20 protein-coding genes are annotated in these 19,349 nt (G+C 51.3%); 10 read left to right on the forward strand and 10 right to left on the reverse strand.

The annotated features are described in order from the left end of the window. Positions 1-35: 35 nt before the first annotated feature. The 3 genes from mdtG to FGI04_RS05645 all read right to left on the reverse strand — a co-directional run bounded on the left by mdtG (position 36) and on the right by FGI04_RS05645 (position 3,567). Positions 36-1,262 (reverse strand): multidrug efflux MFS transporter MdtG, encoded by a 1,227-nt coding sequence (gene mdtG, locus FGI04_RS05635; RefSeq protein WP_342701310.1) that lies wholly within the window; start codon positions 1,260-1,262, stop codon positions 36-38. 47 nt (positions 1,263-1,309) lie between these two features. Beyond that, the gene (locus FGI04_RS05640) at positions 1,310-2,230 is read right to left on the reverse strand and encodes a Kdo(2)-lipid IV(A) acyltransferase (RefSeq protein WP_342701200.1); all 921 of its coding nucleotides are present in this window, start codon (positions 2,228-2,230) and stop codon (positions 1,310-1,312) included. Between the two features lie 242 nt (positions 2,231-2,472). Beyond that, the gene (locus FGI04_RS05645; protein ID WP_407321554.1) at positions 2,473-3,567 is read right to left on the reverse strand and encodes an NADH:flavin oxidoreductase/NADH oxidase; all 1,095 of its coding nucleotides are present in this window, start codon (positions 3,565-3,567) and stop codon (positions 2,473-2,475) included. Positions 3,568-3,770: 203 nt separating this feature from the next. Between FGI04_RS05645 and trhO the strand changes: the two genes are divergently transcribed. Beyond that, the gene (gene trhO / locus FGI04_RS05650) at positions 3,771-4,841 is read left to right on the forward strand and encodes an oxygen-dependent tRNA uridine(34) hydroxylase TrhO (protein ID WP_407336401.1); all 1,071 of its coding nucleotides are present in this window, start codon (positions 3,771-3,773) and stop codon (positions 4,839-4,841) included. Between the two features lie 48 nt (positions 4,842-4,889). On the opposite strand, the gene FGI04_RS05655 is transcribed toward trhO, so the two are convergent. From FGI04_RS05655 to pyrC, 5 genes are all read right to left on the reverse strand, one after another. After that, entirely contained in the window at positions 4,890-5,471 is a 582-nt protein-coding gene (locus FGI04_RS05655) for a YceI family protein (protein ID WP_396112845.1), read from the reverse strand. A 29-nt stretch (positions 5,472-5,500) separates the two neighbouring features. Next, positions 5,501-6,055 (reverse strand): cytochrome b, encoded by a 555-nt coding sequence (locus tag FGI04_RS05660; protein ID WP_407321553.1) that lies wholly within the window; start codon positions 6,053-6,055, stop codon positions 5,501-5,503. Positions 6,056-6,419: 364 nt separating this feature from the next. Then, on the reverse strand, positions 6,420-6,674 hold the full coding sequence (gene bssS, locus FGI04_RS05665; RefSeq protein WP_038903949.1) for a biofilm formation regulator BssS: 255 nt from the start codon (positions 6,672-6,674) through the stop codon (positions 6,420-6,422). Between the two features lie 297 nt (positions 6,675-6,971). Then, positions 6,972-7,214, reverse strand: coding sequence for a DNA damage-inducible protein I (gene dinI, locus FGI04_RS05670; protein ID WP_038903950.1), 243 nt, complete (start codon positions 7,212-7,214; stop codon positions 6,972-6,974). Positions 7,215-7,341: 127 nt separating this feature from the next. Then, positions 7,342-8,385, reverse strand: a complete 1,044-nt coding sequence (gene pyrC, locus FGI04_RS05675) for a dihydroorotase (RefSeq protein ID WP_407336402.1) — start codon at positions 8,383-8,385, stop codon at positions 7,342-7,344. A 178-nt stretch (positions 8,386-8,563) separates the two neighbouring features. On the opposite strand from pyrC, the gene FGI04_RS05680 reads away from it, so the two are divergent. Then, on the forward strand, positions 8,564-8,851 hold the full coding sequence (locus tag FGI04_RS05680) for a putative quinol monooxygenase (protein WP_407336403.1): 288 nt from the start codon (positions 8,564-8,566) through the stop codon (positions 8,849-8,851). Positions 8,852-8,939: 88 nt separating this feature from the next. Here FGI04_RS05680 and rne read toward each other — a convergent pair whose 3' ends face one another. After that, the gene (gene rne / locus FGI04_RS05685; RefSeq protein ID WP_407336404.1) at positions 8,940-12,158 is read right to left on the reverse strand and encodes a ribonuclease E; all 3,219 of its coding nucleotides are present in this window, start codon (positions 12,156-12,158) and stop codon (positions 8,940-8,942) included. Between the two features lie 577 nt (positions 12,159-12,735). Here rne and rluC point away from each other — a divergent pair. Beyond that, a complete protein-coding gene (gene rluC / locus FGI04_RS05690) occupies positions 12,736-13,698 on the forward strand; it encodes a 23S rRNA pseudouridine(955/2504/2580) synthase RluC (RefSeq protein ID WP_407321551.1) in 963 nt (320 codons plus the stop codon). Positions 13,699-13,771: 73 nt separating this feature from the next. Here the strand turns inward: rluC and FGI04_RS05695 are convergent, their stop codons facing one another. Continuing rightward, positions 13,772-14,356, reverse strand: a complete 585-nt coding sequence (locus FGI04_RS05695; protein ID WP_210174276.1) for a Maf family protein — start codon at positions 14,354-14,356, stop codon at positions 13,772-13,774. A 160-nt stretch (positions 14,357-14,516) separates the two neighbouring features. Here FGI04_RS05695 and yceD point away from each other — a divergent pair, with 160 nt between their 5' ends. From yceD to acpP, 7 genes are all read left to right on the forward strand, one after another. Further along, the gene (gene yceD / locus FGI04_RS05700) at positions 14,517-15,038 is read left to right on the forward strand and encodes a 23S rRNA accumulation protein YceD (RefSeq protein ID WP_012884276.1); all 522 of its coding nucleotides are present in this window, start codon (positions 14,517-14,519) and stop codon (positions 15,036-15,038) included. A gap of 16 nt (positions 15,039-15,054) precedes the next feature. Beyond that, positions 15,055-15,225 carry a 50S ribosomal protein L32 gene (gene rpmF, locus FGI04_RS05705; RefSeq protein WP_012769343.1) on the forward strand — a complete coding sequence of 57 codons (171 nt, stop codon included), beginning with the start codon at positions 15,055-15,057 and terminating at the stop codon, positions 15,223-15,225. 26 nt (positions 15,226-15,251) lie between these two features. Beyond that, the gene (plsX, locus tag FGI04_RS05710) at positions 15,252-16,298 is read left to right on the forward strand and encodes a phosphate acyltransferase PlsX (protein WP_407321550.1); all 1,047 of its coding nucleotides are present in this window, start codon (positions 15,252-15,254) and stop codon (positions 16,296-16,298) included. Between the two features lie 6 nt (positions 16,299-16,304). Continuing rightward, positions 16,305-17,255: a beta-ketoacyl-ACP synthase III gene (locus tag FGI04_RS05715; RefSeq protein WP_038903954.1), complete on the forward strand. Its 951-nt coding sequence runs from the start codon at positions 16,305-16,307 to the stop codon at positions 17,253-17,255. Positions 17,256-17,274: 19 nt separating this feature from the next. Beyond that, positions 17,275-18,204: an ACP S-malonyltransferase gene (fabD, locus tag FGI04_RS05720; protein WP_407321549.1), complete on the forward strand. Its 930-nt coding sequence runs from the start codon at positions 17,275-17,277 to the stop codon at positions 18,202-18,204. A gap of 14 nt (positions 18,205-18,218) precedes the next feature. Then, positions 18,219-18,953: a 3-oxoacyl-ACP reductase FabG gene (fabG, locus tag FGI04_RS05725; protein ID WP_342701192.1), complete on the forward strand. Its 735-nt coding sequence runs from the start codon at positions 18,219-18,221 to the stop codon at positions 18,951-18,953. A 154-nt stretch (positions 18,954-19,107) separates the two neighbouring features. Beyond that, positions 19,108-19,344, forward strand: coding sequence for an acyl carrier protein (acpP, locus tag FGI04_RS05730; protein WP_012765204.1), 237 nt, complete (start codon positions 19,108-19,110; stop codon positions 19,342-19,344). The last annotated feature ends 5 nt before the right edge of the window (positions 19,345-19,349 follow it).

Below are 19,349 nucleotides of genomic sequence, written 5' to 3' on the forward strand. Positions count from 1 at the left end.
TGCTTTTTTTATGCCCAAACGTGATGCTTGCAGCATTATTCCGCTTCGGATAGCGCTTCCCGGTTTGATTTCCGGCGTAAAGAGAGCCATGAGTAGAATGCATTGATCATCACAACGCTGGCTGTCACCAGAAATACGGCTCTGAACCCAAAACTTGCGGAAACGCTGGCACCTAACAACGGCCCCGTCACGTTACCGACATCGCGGAATGACTGGTTATAGCTGAATATCCGCCCGGCAACCTGATGAGAAGAGTGATAGATAAGCAACGTTTGCACGGCGGGCAGTAACGCGCCGTCAGCTGCACCTAGCAGGAATCGTAATGCTGCCAGTTGCCAGGGGGATTGCACGAACGCCATGGGGATCAGTAATAATACCGACAGTATCAGCATGGCAACCAGAATCCGCTCCGGGCCAATTTTGTCGCCAAGTTTTCCCAACCGGGGGGCGCTCAGGAGTGCTGATACACCTGGAATAGCCGCAATCGCACCACTGATAAACGCCAGATTGTCGGTTTGGCCTGCCAGCTCGCGTACATACAGGGTCAGTATCGGTGCAACGGAGCCGGTTGCTACCTGAATGATCAGCGTAGTAACGAACAAACTCATCACCAGATGGGGATTTTTCAGAGAAACCATGACCTGACGCCCGCTGAGCATGTCTTTTTTCCTGACAGGCTCAATGCGCTCGCGAATGAAAAAGAGCGTAACCAGAAAGCAGATAAACAGCACTACGGCGGTAATGAAAAAAACGGGACGCAAACCGAAGGTATCGGCCAGATAGCCTCCGAGTAGCGGGCCAAGCAGCGCGCCACCAACTGCGCCGGTAGACAAGGTTCCCAGTGCCCAGCCACTGCGATTACGAGGCACTTGTGTGGCGATCAGGGCATTAGCATTCGGCACAAATCCGCCCAAAACACCTAATGCGGCTCTGAGTAACAGAAACTGCCAGATATTCTGCACCAGGCCCATTAACGCCATCACTATCGCCATCCCCAGGGCGGAGCGTAATAGCATCAGTTTTCGCCCTTTGCGGTCGGCAAGGCGTCCCCAGAAGGGCGAAGCGATAGCGGAAAATAGAAACGTGATGCTGAACACTACACCTGACCAGAGATTGAGCGCCTCATGACCCTGTATGCCCAGTTGTTCGACGTAAAGTGAAAGAAAAGGCATGACCAGGCTGAAGGCCGCCCCGGTAAAGAAACATCCCAGCCAGGCAATGTAGAGGTTGCGTTTCCAGTCAATCGGAGCGGTATCGTCCATCATGTTTCCCTGGCTGGCCGTATGCCAGCACGTGATTCAAAAAGCGCTTAATAGAGCGAAGGTTCCCCGTTAGGGCGTGTTTTAAAACGGCGATGCAACCACATGTATTGGTCCGGTGCCAGCAGGATATTTTCTTCAACCAGCTTATTCATCCAGGCCGCGGTGGTTGCTTCATTCTCCAATGGGATATCCAGTTGGGCTGGGCGAATGAGCAGCTCATAACCTTTTCCATCGGGCAAACGACGGGGGACGAACGGCACAATAGCGGGTTTTGCCGCACGGGCTAGCATATAACTACCGACCGTCGTTGCGGCGTTTTTAACTGCAAACAAAGGAACAAATACGCTACTGCGTGGACCATAGTCGTGATCAGGGGCATACCAGATAATCTCGCCTTGTTTCAGCGCCCGGATCATGCCCTTAACGTCTTTTCGGTCCAGCATGGATTTGTTAGAGCGCATTCTTCCCCAGGTTTGCAGCCAGTCGATCAATTTATTGTCGTTAGGCCGATAAACACCGATGCCGGCGTTTTGTATGCCAAAGATGCGAGCACCTAATTCCAGGGTAAGGAAATGCAGACCAATCAGTAACACACCGCGTTGTTGTTCTCGCAGCGGTCGCATATGTTCTAGTCCGGTTACCGTAAACCAGCGCTCCACTCGCCAGTCTGGCCAGAACCAGGCCATACCCGTCTCCATCACGCCCATCCCGACGGATTCAAAATTTTTCTTAACCAGCGCCTTTCGTTCCTCAGCAGGCATATCTGGGAAGCAAAGTTGCAAATTACGATGTGCGATCGCGACGCGGCGTTTCAGTATACGCATTGACAGTCTTCCCAACCCAGTACCGATGCGATAGATGAGAGGATAAGGTAACAGGACCACCAGATAGAGTAGCGCGATGCCTGTCCAGGTCGGCCAGTAGCGTGGGTGTAGTAGCGAGCGATTGAAGGCGGGGATTTGAGTCATAGCTTTAGTATTAAAAAACGGCGAACAATACGCCGACGGTTAATGGAGTTCTTTGCGTTTTCCAACCGAGCAGCCAAAGGCGACATTCTTAAGAAGAAAACACACGTGTGTTTTTTATCCGCAAATTCAACACGGTATTTATCATAGCATCTGTGAAATACCGATTTTAACGTTTGATGACATTAGGGTGGGATCGGCATCAAGCCTGTGATCCCCGCACGGTGACGGCGGGGATATGGCGGTCAGGAGGTGAACAAACCTTTGGCGTAGTGAGGTTCACAGCGCCAGAACTGCGGAGGAACGGTGACGTTTTCTTTCAGTCGGATCGCGGCATGCCATGGCCAGCGAGGGTTAAACAGCATGGCTCGGGCAAGGGCTACCGCGTCCGCTTCTTCGGTTGCAAGAATAGCTTCCGCCTGCTCTGGCTCAGTAATCAAGCCGACGGCAATCGTTACCAGCCCCGTTTCCTGACGAATTTTTTGGGCGAAAGGCACCTGATAGTTGGGCGCGGGCTGGATGTGCTGCAACGGTGATAACCCACCGCTGGAAACATGAATATAGTCGCACCCCAGCTGACGCAATACGTGACCAAGTTCAATGGATTGTGCCAAATCCCAGCCGTCGTCAACGGCATCCGTGGCGGAAATGCGAACACCGACTGCTTTATGCGGTGGAAGCACCTCTCGTACCGCCATATAAACCTCACGCAGTAACCGCATCCGATTTGTCAGTGAGCCACCGTATTCGTCGTCACGCTGGTTGGAGAGAGGCGAGAGGAACTGGTGCAACAGATAACCGTGTGCCGCATGGATTTCTATCAAATCGAACCCCAGCCGGTCTGCCCGTTTGGCTGAAGCGGCGAAGGCATCAATCAGGTTTTTGATTTGATCATGGCTCATGGCGACCGGCACGGTGTCATCAGGGGCATAAGGCAATGCCGAGGGAGCGACGGTTTGCCAGCCACCTTGTGTGGGAGACAGGAAGGCCCGGTTAGCCCAGGGGGCATCGGTTGAGGCCTTTCGGCCGGCATGGCCGAGCTGAATACCCAACGGGATAGTGGAGTGCTGACGGATTCCCCGGATGATGGGTGCTAAAGCACGCTCGGTATCGTCATCCCACAGGCCGAGATCATGTGGTGAGATGCGTCCTTCCGGCACCACGGCGGTGGCTTCAAGAATCAGTAAGCCCGCGCCGGAATGCGACAACGTGCCCAGGTGCATCATGTGCCACTCTGTGGCTTTGCCGTCTTTTGCGGAGTACTGACACATGGGTGCGATGATAATACGGTTTGGCAGCGTCAGGTTTCCCAGTGCCAATGGACTGAACAGCTTGCTCATGAAAATAACTCCTTATCTGAGATAGATTCAGCACACCATGCCAGAGTATGCCTGAAATCCTGATTTCACATTCCGATATCCCCGTCGTTCACTGACAGTATGCTATCCCTCCTGTATGATGCGACGGAAATTTATTGGTTACGCAACATCGCGTTCATATCATCTTAACGCCATTCACCTCAATAAAAACAGGACAGTACACCATGCCAGTGTTACATAACCGTGTTTCCAATGAGGAACTGAAAGCGCGTATGCTCGCTGAAACCGAGCCGCGAACGACAGTGTCCTTTTACAAATATTTTCAGCTGGATGAACCACAAGCCTTTCGTGACGCACTGTATATCGCGTTTGATAAGGCTCGGGTCTTCGGTCGCGTTTATATCGCCCGTGAGGGGATCAATGCGCAGATAAGCGTCCCCGCCAGTCGGTTTGAGGATTTCCGTGCCGCATTGTATGGCGCGCATCCGGCACTCAATGGTGTTCGTTTGAATATTGCTCTGGAAGATGACGGCAAGTCATTTTGGGTATTACGGATGAAAGTGCGGGATCGCATTGTGGCTGATGGGATTGACGATGCCAGTTTCGACCCAACACGGGTAGGGCAGTATCTCAAAGCGGAAGAGGTTAACCGGATGGCCGATGACCCCGACACCTTATTCGTGGATATGCGTAATCATTACGAATATGAAGTTGGTCATTTTGAAAACGCGCTCGAAGTGCCTTCCGATACATTTCGTGAGCAATTGCCGATGGCCGTCGATATGCTGGCAAACGCACGTGACAAGAATATCGTGATGTATTGCACCGGCGGGATTCGCTGCGAAAAAGCCAGTGCCTATATGCTTCATCATGGTTTCAGGAATGTTTACCATGTTGAGGGCGGTATTATTGAGTATGTCCGTCAGGCTAAATCCCGCGGGCTACCGCTGAAATTTATCGGTAAGAATTTCGTGTTTGACGAACGGATGGGTGAGCGGGTATCCGATGATGTGATTGCGCATTGCCATCAATGTGGGGAGCCTTGTGATACCCACGTCAATTGCAAAAATCAGGGATGCCATTTGTTGTTCATCCAATGCCCGACATGCGCAGAAAAATATGCGGGTTGCTGCAGCAGCGCGTGTCAGGAAGAAACACGGCTGCCGCTTGAAGAGCAACGTCTGCGCCGCAAGAATCGTGAAATCAGCATGAAGATTTTTAACAAATCGAAGGGGTTGCTGAACACCACACTGGGGATTCCAGCACCGGAAAAAGAACCCAGAAAAGACAAATAGTCAGATTTGAAAATAAGCGCAGGGCTCGTAAGAGCCCTGCATCAGCGATTATTTTTGACGAACACCTTCGATAGAGATAATCAGTTCTACTTCCTGAGACGCTGGGCCGAGATCGGTGGTGATATTGAAGTCTTTTAGCGCCAGTTTACCTTTCGCCTCAAAACCAGCACGATATCCACCCCACGGGTCATCACCCTTGCCCATCAGTTTAGCGTCCAACGTTAAGGGTTTGGTGACACCATGTAATGTTAAATTACCGGTGATTTTTAATACATCCCCGTCTTTCTGAACGCTTGTTGAGGTAAATGTTGACTGAGGGTATTTGTCGGCATTTAACAATTCAGCACTACGAATATGTTTGTCGCGCTCTGCCTGATTGGTATCCACACTGTTGGTATTAACAGTAACATTCACTTTATCTGCTGCAGGGTTATTTTCGTCGAACGTAAATGTCCCGTCGAAGTCTTTGAATGAACCGTAAATCCAGCTATATCCCAGATGTTGAATCCGAAATTGAATAAACGCATGTTGCTCTTTCTTATCAATTTGATAATCGGCAGCAGAGGCCGAGCTGGTCCAGGAGAACAGTGATGCCAGGGTGACACCCAGCAGAAGCGTTTTTTTCAGCATTGGTATTTTTCCTTAAATTCCCAAATGAATTAATCAACATGTCGACCAGACATGCGTTTCAACGTGACATCACGATCAATAAAGTGATGTTTTAGTGCCGCCAGTGCATGTAAAACCGATAAAATGACAACTGACCAGGCCAGATATAAATGAATCTTCCCGGCGCTATCCGCCTGGTTTTGAATGCCACTTAACGTTGCAGGCACGGAGAACCAGCCAAAAACAGAAATTGGCTGGCCTTCAGCCGTGGAAATCAGATAGCCACTAATAAGAATGCTAAATAACAACAAATACAGGAAAACATGCACTGCTGTAGCGCCGATGCGGGTTAATGTTGAATAACTTGACAACGCCGGGGGAGGTGGGGAAAGCCAGCGCCATATAACGCGAAAAAGCAGGGTCAGAAACAGCAGTATGCCTATCCCCTTGTGTATTTCCGGGGCATTGTGATACCAGGGGTTGTAATAGCCCAGGGTGACCATCCACAGTCCTAAGGCAAACATGCCATACACTGTTATGGCGCTGGCCCAGTGTAAGAGCACACTGATATATCCATATCGGGTTGATGTATTACGCCAAACCATTATTGAAGTCCTTATCATTTACTGACAACTGTTACAGGAACATAACTATACGGAATCGTAAAATCAATATAAAAATGACATATCCAAATCGGTTAAATTATATTTCAGTGGTTTTGAATGTGTGCTCGTATTTTTATTCGAATGAGTTGTTTTAGTGGTTTTTGTTATTTTTCTTTTTGATTTATTTTTTAATAAATAAAGCGGATTTATCTTAAATTGTTTTATTTATTTCTTAATTTTTTTATTTTGATTCTTCTTTTAAAGAAAAAATCAGGGTGTGAATCATTGTCATGGAGGTAATAACGGTGGAACACCGCTCAGGGAGCGGTGTCTGGATGGTGAATGAGGCTAAATATAAAAAGCGTTAATGCTTAAGGTAGTCGGTCAGTTGGCAGTCTTTTGATTCAATTTTGGCAATGCCAGCCTCCAGGATAAAGATGAGCTGTTTTGCCACATCGGTGGTCAACCATAATGTGCGATCAACCTGGGCTTCGTCCGGCGCCTGATCCGCCGTAGCGAGGTAATGCAGACGGATCATCATCGCGTCATAACTGTCAACGGTACTGATATCCCAACCCACAAGCGGGTGCGTTTGAATGATCTCATTTTTTCTGTCCATAAATACCCCTTATTGACTAGTTACTACCGTGAGTGACTAAACGAGGTTTAAGACGGCTCTTGTAGCTGAGCAATATCAGTATATCTCTGTCGGATTCATTTATGGAAATTAAATGTAAAAAAAACTCAAGTGGATGTTTCGATTAATTATCCGGCAAAACGAGCGCTGTGATTTGAACAAAAATAGTACAGTGCGTTAATGTAAGACGGCGAGGTAGTACGACATCTTACCGAAGAAACGAAAAGGTCAGACGAGATGTCTGACCATTGGGTAACCTGTGCGGATAGAAAAAGGAGATTACTCGCTTTGAACAAACCAGTCGTCAGCGCTTTCCCAAGTCTCCTGCAGGATTTCCGATATTCTCTCTCTGTCGTCTTTACTGCCGCCCAAAACGCTCAGGTTATTCGAGGCGGCATAACGAATGCTCACTGGGGTATCCGGGTAAATGTCATGAACCCGATGGCTCAACTCATGGGTTAATGCTTCAAGTGCGCCAGTAGGCAGTAGGGTGGTTTTTGCAATAGTCAGTTCAATACGCATGGTTGCCTCCTTTTTACTGTAATTTTATACAGTAAAAGAGAAAAGGCAACAACATGGATAAAAAATAACAACATAGACAAAATGTAGAGCGCGCGTCCTTTATCACATGGCCGCGCGTCAACCACTATCAGGCGACAGACCAGTTCAGACTCTGTCCGGCGAGGAATGGAATAATGCATTCTTCACCTGTCACGATTTCTTCGGGGAATTGCACCGGCTGGCGGCGTAATTCCAGCGTCTCTTCATTGACCGGCAATCCATAAAAACGTGGGCCATTCAGTGAGCAGAATGCTTCCAGTTTATCCAGGGCGTTCAATTCTTCAAAGACTGTTGCGTAAGCGCTTAATGAAGCCTGGGCGTTGAAAACACCGGCACAGCCACAGGATGACTCTTTACGGTGTTTCGCGTGGGGTGCAGAGTCTGTGCCAAGGAAAAATTTCTCACTACCTGAGGCAACGGCTTCGCGTAAGGCCTGCTGGTGAATGTTACGTTTTAGGATAGGCAGGCAGTACAAATGTGGGCGAATACCACCGACCAGCATATGGTTACGGTTAAACATCAGATGCTGCGGGGTAATAGTCGCGGCAACGAAGCGATCGGCCGCTTGCACATACTGGGCGGCTTCGCGGGTGGTGATATGCTCAAATACCACCTTTAGTTCTGGGAATTGCTTGCGCAGCGGCTCCATGACTTGCTCGATAAAGCGAGCTTCGCGATCGAAAATATCGACTTGTGGGTCGGTGACTTCACCATGAACCAACAGCGGCATGCCCAGTTTCTGCATCGACTCCAGTATTGGGTAGATGGTTTTGATATCTGAGACACCATGGCTGGAGTTCGTGGTGGCATGGGCTGGGTAAAGTTTGGCGGCAGTAAAAACGCCTTGCTGGTAGCCGGAGATAATTTCGTTTTTATCCAGTGATTCTGTCAGATAACAGGTCATCAGCGGCTGGAAGGTGTCGCCAACCGGTACGGCAGACAGGATCCGTTGCCGGTACGCCTCTGCCTGGGCCACACGGGTAATGGGTGGTGTCAGATTCGGCATGACGATAGCTCGGGCGAACAGGCGGCTGGTGTAAGGCAGCACGGCTTTGAGCATCTCGTCATCACGCAGATGAAGGTGCCAGTCGTCAGGGCGACGAATCTTCAGAATAGTCGGCAAAGGGGTCATGAAACGCTCCGCGATCAGTAAATAACGCCCCTGAAGCAGGGGGAAATACGGCGGGGAATAAGCATAAGCGGAAAGCGCAGCGAATGCATCCGTTCGTTGTGAAAAGGTTGAAATTAGCTTGTTATTGGCGTTTTATGGGTGAATATTCAATCTGTTGCTATATCAATGGAGTATTGTGATGGAAATTCGTATCGTTGCCAGTGTTCAGGCCAAGCCGCAATTTATCAATGAGGTTGCCGCTGCGGTTCGCCAGGTCGTTGCACCGAGCCGTCAGGAAGAGGGTAATTTGCAGTATGAATTGCATGAAGAGTTGAATAAAAGCGGCTCGTTCGTGTTTTTTGAACGCTGGAAGAGTCAGCAGGCCATCAGTGAACATGAGCTGACCGCACATTTTCAGGCGCTTGTCACCCAGTTGGAGGGCAAGGTAGAGCGCATGGATATTAAATTATTGCAGCCAGTAGCATAAAAAAATGCCCGTCATACAGACGGGCATCGAATCAGAATAAGCACCTGCGTTAGCAAGGTGCTTTTTTCTATTGAGTCCACAAGACTCTTTATTCCACAGGACGAGTTGCCGGGGCACTGGCCTGATTAACGGCAGAGTGACCGCCAGCAGAGCCTTTGCCTGTGAACTCAAACGTCGGGCGTTGCCAGTTGCTGACACGCGGTGCATCCGGAATATAAGCCGGTGCCGGTGCACGCGTCATCGGTGCCGTGGCGTGATGCTGGTGAGGCTGTGCCGCCACAGCGGTATCAACAACAGATACTGAAGCAGACACCGGTTCCTGAGCGATAGGGGCTGGTGTAGCCTCCACAGCAACATGAATCACCGGCGCTGGTTCGGTTGGTTGAGCATCCACGGATTCATCACCGCTGGCTGTCGTGGCGTTATCAGCAACGACGGCAGCCGGCGTGTCTTCAACGTGCACTACTTCAACGTGCTCTACAACCGGTGCAACCGGCTCAACCTGCGGTGTCGGCTCTTGAACTTCCAGAGGCGCTGTAGCTGCCTGCTGTACAGTGCTTTCGACGGGTTGAGTGGCTTCTTCGGCTAAGGCTTCATCCTGCTGCGTTGATGCGAGGACCGGCACAGCGGTCGGATTTTCCTCGACTGGGGTGCTGGCAGGCACTGTATCCAGAGCGGTAGTGATATCCGGTGTAGTGACATCGGGTAACGCGGTCAGGGCAGTTGCCAGCGCGGGTGCGGCAGACAGTTGCTCATCGGCCGGCGTGTTCAGATCTTCTACACGTTCTGGTTGCTGTGGCTGCGCAACCGGATAACGAACCCAGACTTTACCTGAAGCCATTTCCGGTGAGGCCGATGCTTGTGCCAGCGGCATCGGCGACTGTGCTGGGTAACGCTCATCGCGGTAACGACGACGACGCTGACCACTGACGCGCAGATGGCGAGGTGAGCGACGAGAACGACGTGGCAGGCCGTTTTCACGGTTACTTTCGGTTGCTGCCTCGTTTTCCGCGTCGGTAATGTCGGTGGCAGAGGTGGCTGATTCTGGCGCTTTTTCTACCGTCGATTCCTGCACGTAGGATACCGCCAGAGGCAACGCGTCAACATTCGCTACCGTCTGTTCTCCAGCAGCGCTGCCATCTTCCACCCTTACTTTTTGGGGCAACTGACGACGTTGACGACGCGGCATCACCTGTACCGGTTTTTCCTGTTCGGCAGCAACGGTGTCTTCTGCTTCAACGGCAGCCGTATTCAGCTCTTTAACGTCATTCTGCGCCTGGCGTTTTTCTTCCTGACGACGACGTTGGCGTTCAGCGCGTTGTTCGCGGCGTTGTTCATCACGTACCGCCTTATCCTGCACCGATGTCTCTGCTACCGCGGTAGTATCGACGTCGGCATTTTGTTGCTGTGAACGTTTGTTACGGCGCTGCTCATCGCGCTCACGCGGTTCGCGATTATCACGGGGACGATCACGTCGACCGGACTGACGGCGATTGTTCCGACGATCCTGCTTCTGCTCCTGCTCATCAGACTCGGTTTTCGCTGCTTCAGCCGGTTTATCTTTAACGGCGTCAGAGGAGGAGAACATTCCTTTCAGCGCACCAATAAATCGACCAAACAACCCGCGCTCGGAAGCGGCCTGTTTTTCCACGCTCGGGGTCGGGGTGACGGGAGCGGGTTGGGCTTCCTCTGGTGAAATGTCCGTCATGGTGAAGGAGGCCAGAGCTGGTTGCTCCGGAGCCCGGCGCTCAGAAACCTGTTCTTCCGTTGCCTGCTGGGCTTCAGCTTCCAGCAACTGAGGCAACATATAGCTTAGGGTCTGTTTTTCCTCACCTTTACGGATACGCAGTACGGCGTAGTGCGGCGTTTCCATACCGTCGTGCGGGACGATAATGGCGCGTACACCACCCTGACGTTTTTCAATCGCGTTGACGGCTTCACGTTTTTCGTTGAGCAGATAAGACGCGATAGGCACCGGTACAATTGCATGCACCTCTTTGGTGTTTTCTTTCAGCGCCTCTTCTTCAATCAATCGCAGGATAGACAGCGACAGCGATTCGTTGTCACGAATCGTGCCGGTGCCATTACAGCGAGGGCAGACATGATGGCTGGATTCACCCAGCGAAGGGCTCAGACGCTGACGAGACATCTCCAGCAAACCAAAGCGGGAAATGCGACCAATCTGAATTCGGGCACGGTCCTGGCGGACGGCTTCACGCAGGCGGTTTTCCACTTCGCGTTGATGGCGAACTGGCGTCATGTCGATGAAGTCGATAACGATCAAACCACCCAGGTCACGCAAACGTAACTGGCGGGCAATTTCATCGGCGGCTTCCAGGTTGGTGTTAAACGCGGTTTCTTCAATATCGCCGCCGCGTGTTGCCCGGGCGGAGTTGATATCGATAGCGGTCAACGCTTCGGTGGTATCGATGACGATAGAACCGCCAGATGGCAGACGTACTTCACGCTGGAAGGCGGACTCAATCTGCGACTCGATCTGATAATGGCTGAACAGCGGAATTTCACCGGTATACAGCTTTATTTTACTGCTGAAATCCGGACGGCCCAGCGCAGCGATATGCTCTTTAGCCAATTCCAGAATTTTGGGGTTATCGATCAGGATTTCGCCGATATCCGGGCGCAGGTAATCACGAAACGCGCGGACAATTACATTGCTTTCCTGATGAATCAGGAATGGCGCCGGGCGGCCTTCCGCTGCTTTTTTGATAGCCTCCCAGTGTTTCAGACGAAACGCCAGGTCCCACTGTAATGCGTCGGCGGATTTACCCACCCCGGCAGTACGGACGATAAGGCCCATACCATCCGGCAGTTCCAGTGAGCCAAGCGCTTCTTTCAATTCGGTACGGTCATCCCCTTCAATACGGCGGGAAATACCGCCAGCACGGGGGTTATTTGGCATCAGCACCAGATAGCTGCCAGCCAGACTGATGAACGTCGTTAAGGCAGCCCCTTTGTTGCCGCGCTCTTCTTTGTCCACCTGAACGATAACTTCCTGGCCTTCACGGAGCACGTCTTTGATATTCGGCCGACCGTGAGAGTTGTAATTGCTGGGGAAGTATTCGCGTGCGATTTCTTTGAGGGGAAGGAAGCCATGTCGCTCTGCGCCATAATCAACAAAAGCGGCTTCAAGGCTGGGTTCAATGCGGGTGATTTTGCCTTTGTAAATGTTTGCCTTTTTCTGTTCGTGTCCAGGGCTTTCAATATCCAGATCGTAGAGCCGCTGACCATCAACCAAGGCAACACGCAACTCTTCCTGCTGAGTTGCGTTAATCAACATTCTTTTCATCGTACTTAACTCGTTATTTTTACTTGCATTATTGATAGAGCTGCGGATGAACGCGGTGCATGACCGGAGGGACCGATGGCCTCGTGTCTTATCGCAGGGGCGTCAACCTCACGGTTGTCGCCTGCATAGAGGCGCATGTTTCGGTAGCCTGTATTTCCTGATGGAATACAGCACGTTTACTGCGGGAACAGCTTCTGAAAATAGGTTGCCAGATCTGATTCCATATGCCGGCCAAGCTGCAAACCACAGCTCGCTAACTGCCTGATTATTCAATACGTCTTACGCCATTGCTGCGTTTATGAGTAATCAGACAAATATAATAATTCCGCAATTTCCCTTGTTTACCGGAAATCAGCACGGAAAGCCAAAGCATTATTCCATTGCTGACACGTCGATAGCAAGGTGACTTTGCCTGTCAATATAAAGTTTATTGTGCTGTTTTTAACCAAACTGATACCTGTTGATGCTGAAACCAGTCGGGCCACGGACAGTAACAATATCTTCATAAGCCAGACCGACAGTTAACCATAGAAAAAGATGTGGCGCTATCGGTGTGTGCTCTTTAGAATCCGCCTCCATGAAAACAGAGAATCCAACCGTACAATTTCTGACGATCTCCGCCGAAGAAGCAGGCCAGCGGATCGACAATTTTTTGCGTACGCAACTTAAAGGCGTACCGAAAAGCATGATTTATCGCATTTTGCGTAAAGGCGAAGTGCGGGTAAATAAAAAGCGTGTGAAGCCAGAATACAAATTACTGGATGGCGATGAAGTGCGTATTCCTCCGGTGCGCCAGTCAGAGCGTGAAGAGGCAGCGGTTTCCGCCAGCCTTGATAAAGTCTCGGCGTTGGCAAACTGCATCCTTTATGAGGATGACTACCTGTTGCTGCTGAATAAACCGTCAGGTACAGCGGTGCATGGTGGCAGCGGGCTGAGCTTTGGGGTGATCGAGGGACTGAGAGCACTGCGTCCTGAAGCACGCTTTCTGGAACTGGTACATCGTCTGGATCGCGATACGTCAGGGGTGTTGCTGGTGGCCAAGAAGCGTTCGGCGTTGCGTTCGCTGCATGAACAACTGCGTGCTAAAGGCATGCAGAAGGATTATCTGGCACTGGTTCGTGGCCAATGGCAGTCACATTGTAAATCTGTGCAGGCGCCGTTGCTGAAGAATGTGCTGCAAAGCGGCGAGCGCATCGTGCGCGTTAATAGTGAAGGTAAACCATCGGAAACGTTGTTTAAGGTGGAAGAGCGATTCGATTGCGCCACACTGGTACGAGCCAGCCCGATAACCGGCAGAACCCACCAGATTCGCGTACATACTCAGCATGCCGGTCATCCGATTGCGTTTGATGATCGCTACGGTGATCGTGATTTCGACGCTCAACTGGTAGGTACCGGACTAAAACGTCTGTTTCTCCATGCACAAGCATTGCGTTTCGAACATCCCCATACCGGTGAAACGTTACGCATTGAGGCTCCGCTCGATGCGGGCTTGCGTCACTGTCTGCAGGTTTTGCGACAACGGCAAAGTCAGAAATAACACGTGCGTTACTGCGCACGCGTTGCCGACATGGCAGGGCGCGTGCGCGCTCTGCCTCCAGATCACTCCCTCATCATTGCAATAACGGATTAACCCCTTCCACGCGCAATAACTCCAGTAACGTAATGAGCGGTAAGCCGACAAGCGTATTGGGGTCGCGCCCTGATAACCGGTCAAACAAAGTAATGCCAAGTCCTTCGCTTTTAAAGCTGCCCGCACAGTCAAGCGGCTGCTCAATATCAACGTAGCGTTCAATCTCGCGTGTACTGAGTGCACGAAAGTACACGTCAAACGGCTCAACGACTGATTGCAGATGCGCCGTTGCGCTGTTGAATAATGCCAATCCGGTATAAAAGGTAATGCATTGTCCACTGGCTTGCTGTAACTGGCGTATCGCGTTTTCCGGCGTGTGCGGTTTTCCGGTAATCGTGTTGCCCACCACACACACCTGATCGCTGCCAATAATCAGGCTGTCTGGGTAGCGTTCTGCGAGCGATTTTGCTTTGCCGATAGCCAGTCGGCGAACCAGTTCGGTGGCGCTTTCTCCGGTATCCGGTGTTTCATCGTAATCAGGTGCGGCGCAGATAAACGCCAACCCCAGTTTTTCAAGCAGGGCCTTGCGATAAATGGATGTAGAGGCGAGTACAATCCGGGACATAAATTTCAACCAGGTCATAGCGTAATCAGGGAATGCATTTTAAACTGCTTGTCGCTCTGGAAGCGAATTGAGGTGTGCGAAAGTAAATTTGGGTGAAAGCACTGACATCGCCACCTTTTTCTTTGACTCTCCGTCGTTACGACGTTAATATGCGCGCCCTATGCAAAAGGTAAAATTACCCTTAACCCTTGATGCGGTTCGCACTGCTCAAAAACGTTTAGATTATGTTGGTGTCTATACGGCTGAACAGGTGATGCGTGTTGCCGAATCAGTGGTTAGTGTGGACAGTGATGTGAATGCGACGCTGTCATTCAGCATTGACAGCCAGCGGCTGGCGGTGATTGATGGACAGGCTGATGTAACGGTGACGTTGCTGTGTCAGCGCTGCGGCAAGACTTTCGAACATCAGGTCCACACCACGTTCTGTTTTAGCCCGGTCATCAGTGATGAACAGGCCGAAGCCTTGCCGGAGGCTTATGAACCTATCGAAGTCAATGAGTTCGGTGAGGTTGATTTGCTGGCGATGGTTGAAGATGAACTCATCCTCTCTTTACCCATTGCGCCGGTGCATGATTCTGAACACTGTGAAGTGTCCGAAGCGGATATGGTGTTTGGTCAGTTGCCCGCTGAGGCGGAAAAACCGAATCCATTTGCCGTATTAGCCAGTTTAAAGCGTAAGTAATTAAGGAGTAAGGTCCATGGCCGTACAACAGAATAAACCTAGCCGTTCCAAACGTGGTATGCGTCGTGCTCACGATGCGTTGACCACTTCCGCTGTATCCGTAGATAAAGTTTCCGGCGAAACTCATCTGCGTCACCACGTCACTGCGGATGGTTACTACCGCGGTCGCAAGGTTGTTGCTAAGTAATTCTTGCGATTTCGCAAGGAAACACTTTGACGCGCCTAACCTTGGCGTTAGATGCAATGGGCGGGGACTTCGGTCCCTGCGTTACAGTGCCTGCAGCATTGCAGGTACTGGATTCTAATCCAGACCTCCATTTACTGTTGGTCGGCGATCCTTCTGCGCTTACTCCATTACTTGTCAACGTCGATTCCCCTTTATCTTCCCGTCTGGAAATTGTGCCAGCCGAATCGGTGATCGCTGGTGATGCGCGTCCATCCCAGGCTATTCGAGCCAGTCGGGGGACTTCTATGCGCATCGCTCTGGAGCTGATCCGGGAAGGGCGGGCGCAAGCCTGTGTTAGTGCAGGGAATACTGGCGCGCTGATGGGATTGGCGACGTTACTGATCAAACCGATTGAGGGGATTGATCGCCCGGCATTGATGACGATGTTGCCTCATCAGCAGCACGGGAAGAGCGTCGTATTGGATTTGGGAGCGAATGTTGACTGCGATAGCACGATGCTGGTGCAGTTTGCCGTGATGGGGTCGGTCATGGCGGAAGAAGTGCTTGGATTGAAGAATCCACGCGTCGCGCTGCTGAATATCGGTGAAGAAGAGAGCAAAGGGCTTGCCAGTATCCGTGACGCCGCAGCGCAACTGAAAGCTATGCCTTCGATTAACTATATTGGTTATCTGGAAGGCAACGAATTACTGACCGGCAAAACGGATGTGATGGTCTGTGACGGCTTTGTAGGTAACGTCACGTTGAAAACTATGGAAGGTGTCGTGCGAATGTTTCTGTCTCTCCTGAAGGGGACGTCTGGTGAGGGAGAAGGTCGGCAAACACAGCCGTGGTGGTTGAAATTTTTAGGGCGTTTTTTGAAAAGGCGTCTGGCCAGGCGTTTTGGACACCTGAACCCTGACCACTATAACGGTGCATGTCTGTTAGGATTACGTGGAACTGTCATAAAGAGCCACGGCGCTGCGAACCAGAATGCGTTTGCCGTAGCGATCGAACAGGCCATGCAGACGGTGCAGCGGCAACTCCCGGAGCGGATTGCGTCGCGACTAAAGGCTGTATTACCCAAGAGTGACTGAGCGTACATGTATACAAATATTCTCGGAACGGGAAGTTATTTGCCCGAACAAATCAGGACGAATGCTGATTTAGAAAAAATGGTGGATACGTCAGACGAATGGATCGTTACACGTACCGGTATCCGTGAACGCCGCATTGCTGCGCCTGATGAAAGCGTCGCCTCAATGGGGTATCGTGCGGCACAGAGCGCACTGGATATGGCGGGTATCGACCAGAGTCAGGTCGGTTTGCTTATCGTAGCGACGACGTCGTCCAGCCATGCGTTCCCCAGCTCGGCCTGCCAAATCCAGCACATGCTGGGAATTAAAGATACGATCGCTTTTGATCTCGCTGCCGCCTGTGCAGGGTTTACCTATGCGTTAAGCGTCGCTGATCAGTATGTCAAAAGTGGTGCGGTGGACTATGCATTGGTCATCGGGTCTGATGCGTTGTCCAGAACGCTTGATCCGGCTGATCGCGGTACACTGATTCTCTTCGGCGATGCGGCGGGCGCGGTAGTGCTGGGACGCTCGCAAGAAGCAGGCATTCTGTCCACACATCTGCATGCTGACGGCCGTTATGGTGAGCTTCTGACCTTGCCTTATACCGATCGGCAAGCGCCTGAGCCTGCTTATCTGACGATGGCGGGTAACGAAGTGTTTAAAGTCGCTGTAACGGAACTGGCCCATATTGTTGAAGAAACGCTGGATGTCTCTGGCCTTGATAAGAGCAAAATCGACTGGCTGGTTCCCCATCAGGCAAACCTGCGCATTATAAGCGCTACTGCCAAAAAATTAGGTATGGGCATGGATAAAGTGGTGGTCACGCTCGATCGCCATGGCAACACGTCCGCGGCTTCCGTGCCTTCAGCGCTTGATGAAGCGGTTCGCGATGGTCGTATCCAGCGCGGTCAGTTGATTCTCTTAGAAGCATTCGGTGGTGGTTTCACCTGGGGTTCAGCGCTGATCCGTTTTTGATTAATCAGGACCTATTACTATGACGAAATTTGCAATGGTATTTCCCGGCCAGGGCTCCCAGTCTGTGGGGATGCTGGCAGAGTTGGCTGAACAGTTTCCGCTTATCAAAGAAGCGTTTGACGAGGCTTCCTCGGTACTGGGATATGACCTGTGGCAGCTTTCCCAACAAGGGCCGGCAGAAGAACTGAATAAAACCTGGCAGACCCAGCCAGCGTTGCTGACAGCATCAGTAGCGCTTTGGCGTGTCTGGCAGCAACAGGGTGGTGCACAGCCGACATTGATGGCTGGTCATAGCCTGGGCGAATACTCCGCGCTGGTATGCGCTGGGGTGCTGGATTTCAAACAGGCCGTTAGCCTGGTTGAACTGCGCGGTAAACTGATGCAGGAAGCGGTTCCGGAAGGAACGGGCGCAATGTCCGCGATCATCGGTCTTGATAATGACGCGATTGCCACTGCCTGTGCCGAGGCGGCGCAAGGCCAGGTCGTTTCGCCGGTGAACTTCAATTCGCCAGGGCAGGTTGTTATCGCCGGGAATAAAGAAGCGGTTGAACGTGCGGGTGCTGCCTGTAAAGCCGCCGGTGCGAAACGTGCTTTACCGTTGCCGGTCAGCGTGCCTTCACACTGCGCACTGATGGAACCCGCAGCCCATAAACTGGCGCAAGCGCTGGAGGCGGTGACGTTTAATGCACCGCAGATTCCGGTGGTAAATAATGTGGATGTGCGTGCGGAATCTGCACCGCAAGCTATCCGCAGCGCACTGGTGCGTCAACTGCACAATCCGGTCCGCTGGACGGAGTGCGTCGAATATATAGCCGCTCAGGGCGTGTCAACCCTGGTGGAAATTGGTCCTGGTAAAGTATTGACCGGGCTGACCAAACGAATCGTCGACGGCCTCACGGCGACGGCGATTAATGATCCTGCTTCCTTATCAGCAGCGCTTGAACAGTAAAAACGGTGAAGATAATGAATTTTGAAGGAAAAATTGCCCTGGTGACGGGCGCGAGTCGAGGCATCGGTCGGGCGATTGCCGAAATGCTGGCTGCCCATGGTGCCACCGTAATCGGTACCGCCACCAGTGAGAAAGGGGCCGCGGATATCAGCGAATGGCTGGGGCCGAAAGGCAGAGGCTATGCGTTAAACGTTACAGATAGTGCCTCGATTGAAAACGTTTTGGCCGGCATCAAAGAAGCATTCGGCGATGTTGATATTCTGGTAAACAATGCCGGTATCACGCGCGATGATCTGATGATGCGCATGAAAGACGATGCCTGGCAGGAAGTGCTGGATACCAACCTGAGCTCGGTTTTTCGTATGTCGAAAGCCGTGTTGCGCGCCATGATGAAAAAACGTTTTGGCCGCATCATTGCTATTGGTTCCGTGATTGGTTCTAGCGGTAACCCGGGACAGGCCAACTATGCTGCTGCCAAAGCAGGGTTGGTCGGTTTCAGTAAGTCGTTGGCGAGGGAGGTGGCGTCTCGCGGTATTACTGTTAACGTCGTCGCGCCAGGCTTCATTGAAACTGATATGACCCGGGCATTGACAGAGGAACAACGGGCGGGCATTTTGGCGGGAGTTCCTGCCAGTCGTCTGGGTGATCCAAAAGAAATCGCCAGTGCTGTGGCGTTTTTAGCCTCTGATGAGGCGGGCTACATTACCGGTGAAACATTGCATGTCAATGGTGGCATGTATATGATCTGATAAGTAGCACCGTAATTTGCGTTAATTTACAGCGAAAAATGCAAAAAGCACAAAATCTTGGTTCGACCAGTATTGATTTTGTTGCATCTTTTTCAACATTTTATACACTACGAAAACCATCGCGAAAGCGAGTTTTGATAGGAAATTTAAGAGTATGAGCACTATCGAAGAACGCGTTAAGAAAATCATCGTTGAACAGCTGGGTGTTAAGCCGGAAGAAGTCGTGAACAATGCCTCTTTCGTTGATGACCTGGGCGCTGATTCTCTTGACACTGTTGAGCTGGTAATGGCATTGGAAGAAGAATTCGATACCGAGATTCCAGACGAAGAAGCTGAAAAAATCACGACTGTTCAGGCAGCCATCGATTTCATTCAAGCTAATCAGCAGTAATCGAA

Origin of the sequence: Dickeya ananatis, assembly GCF_019464615.1 — a bacterium.
In the GTDB taxonomy this organism is placed as follows: domain Bacteria; phylum Pseudomonadota; class Gammaproteobacteria; order Enterobacterales; family Enterobacteriaceae; genus Dickeya; species Dickeya oryzae.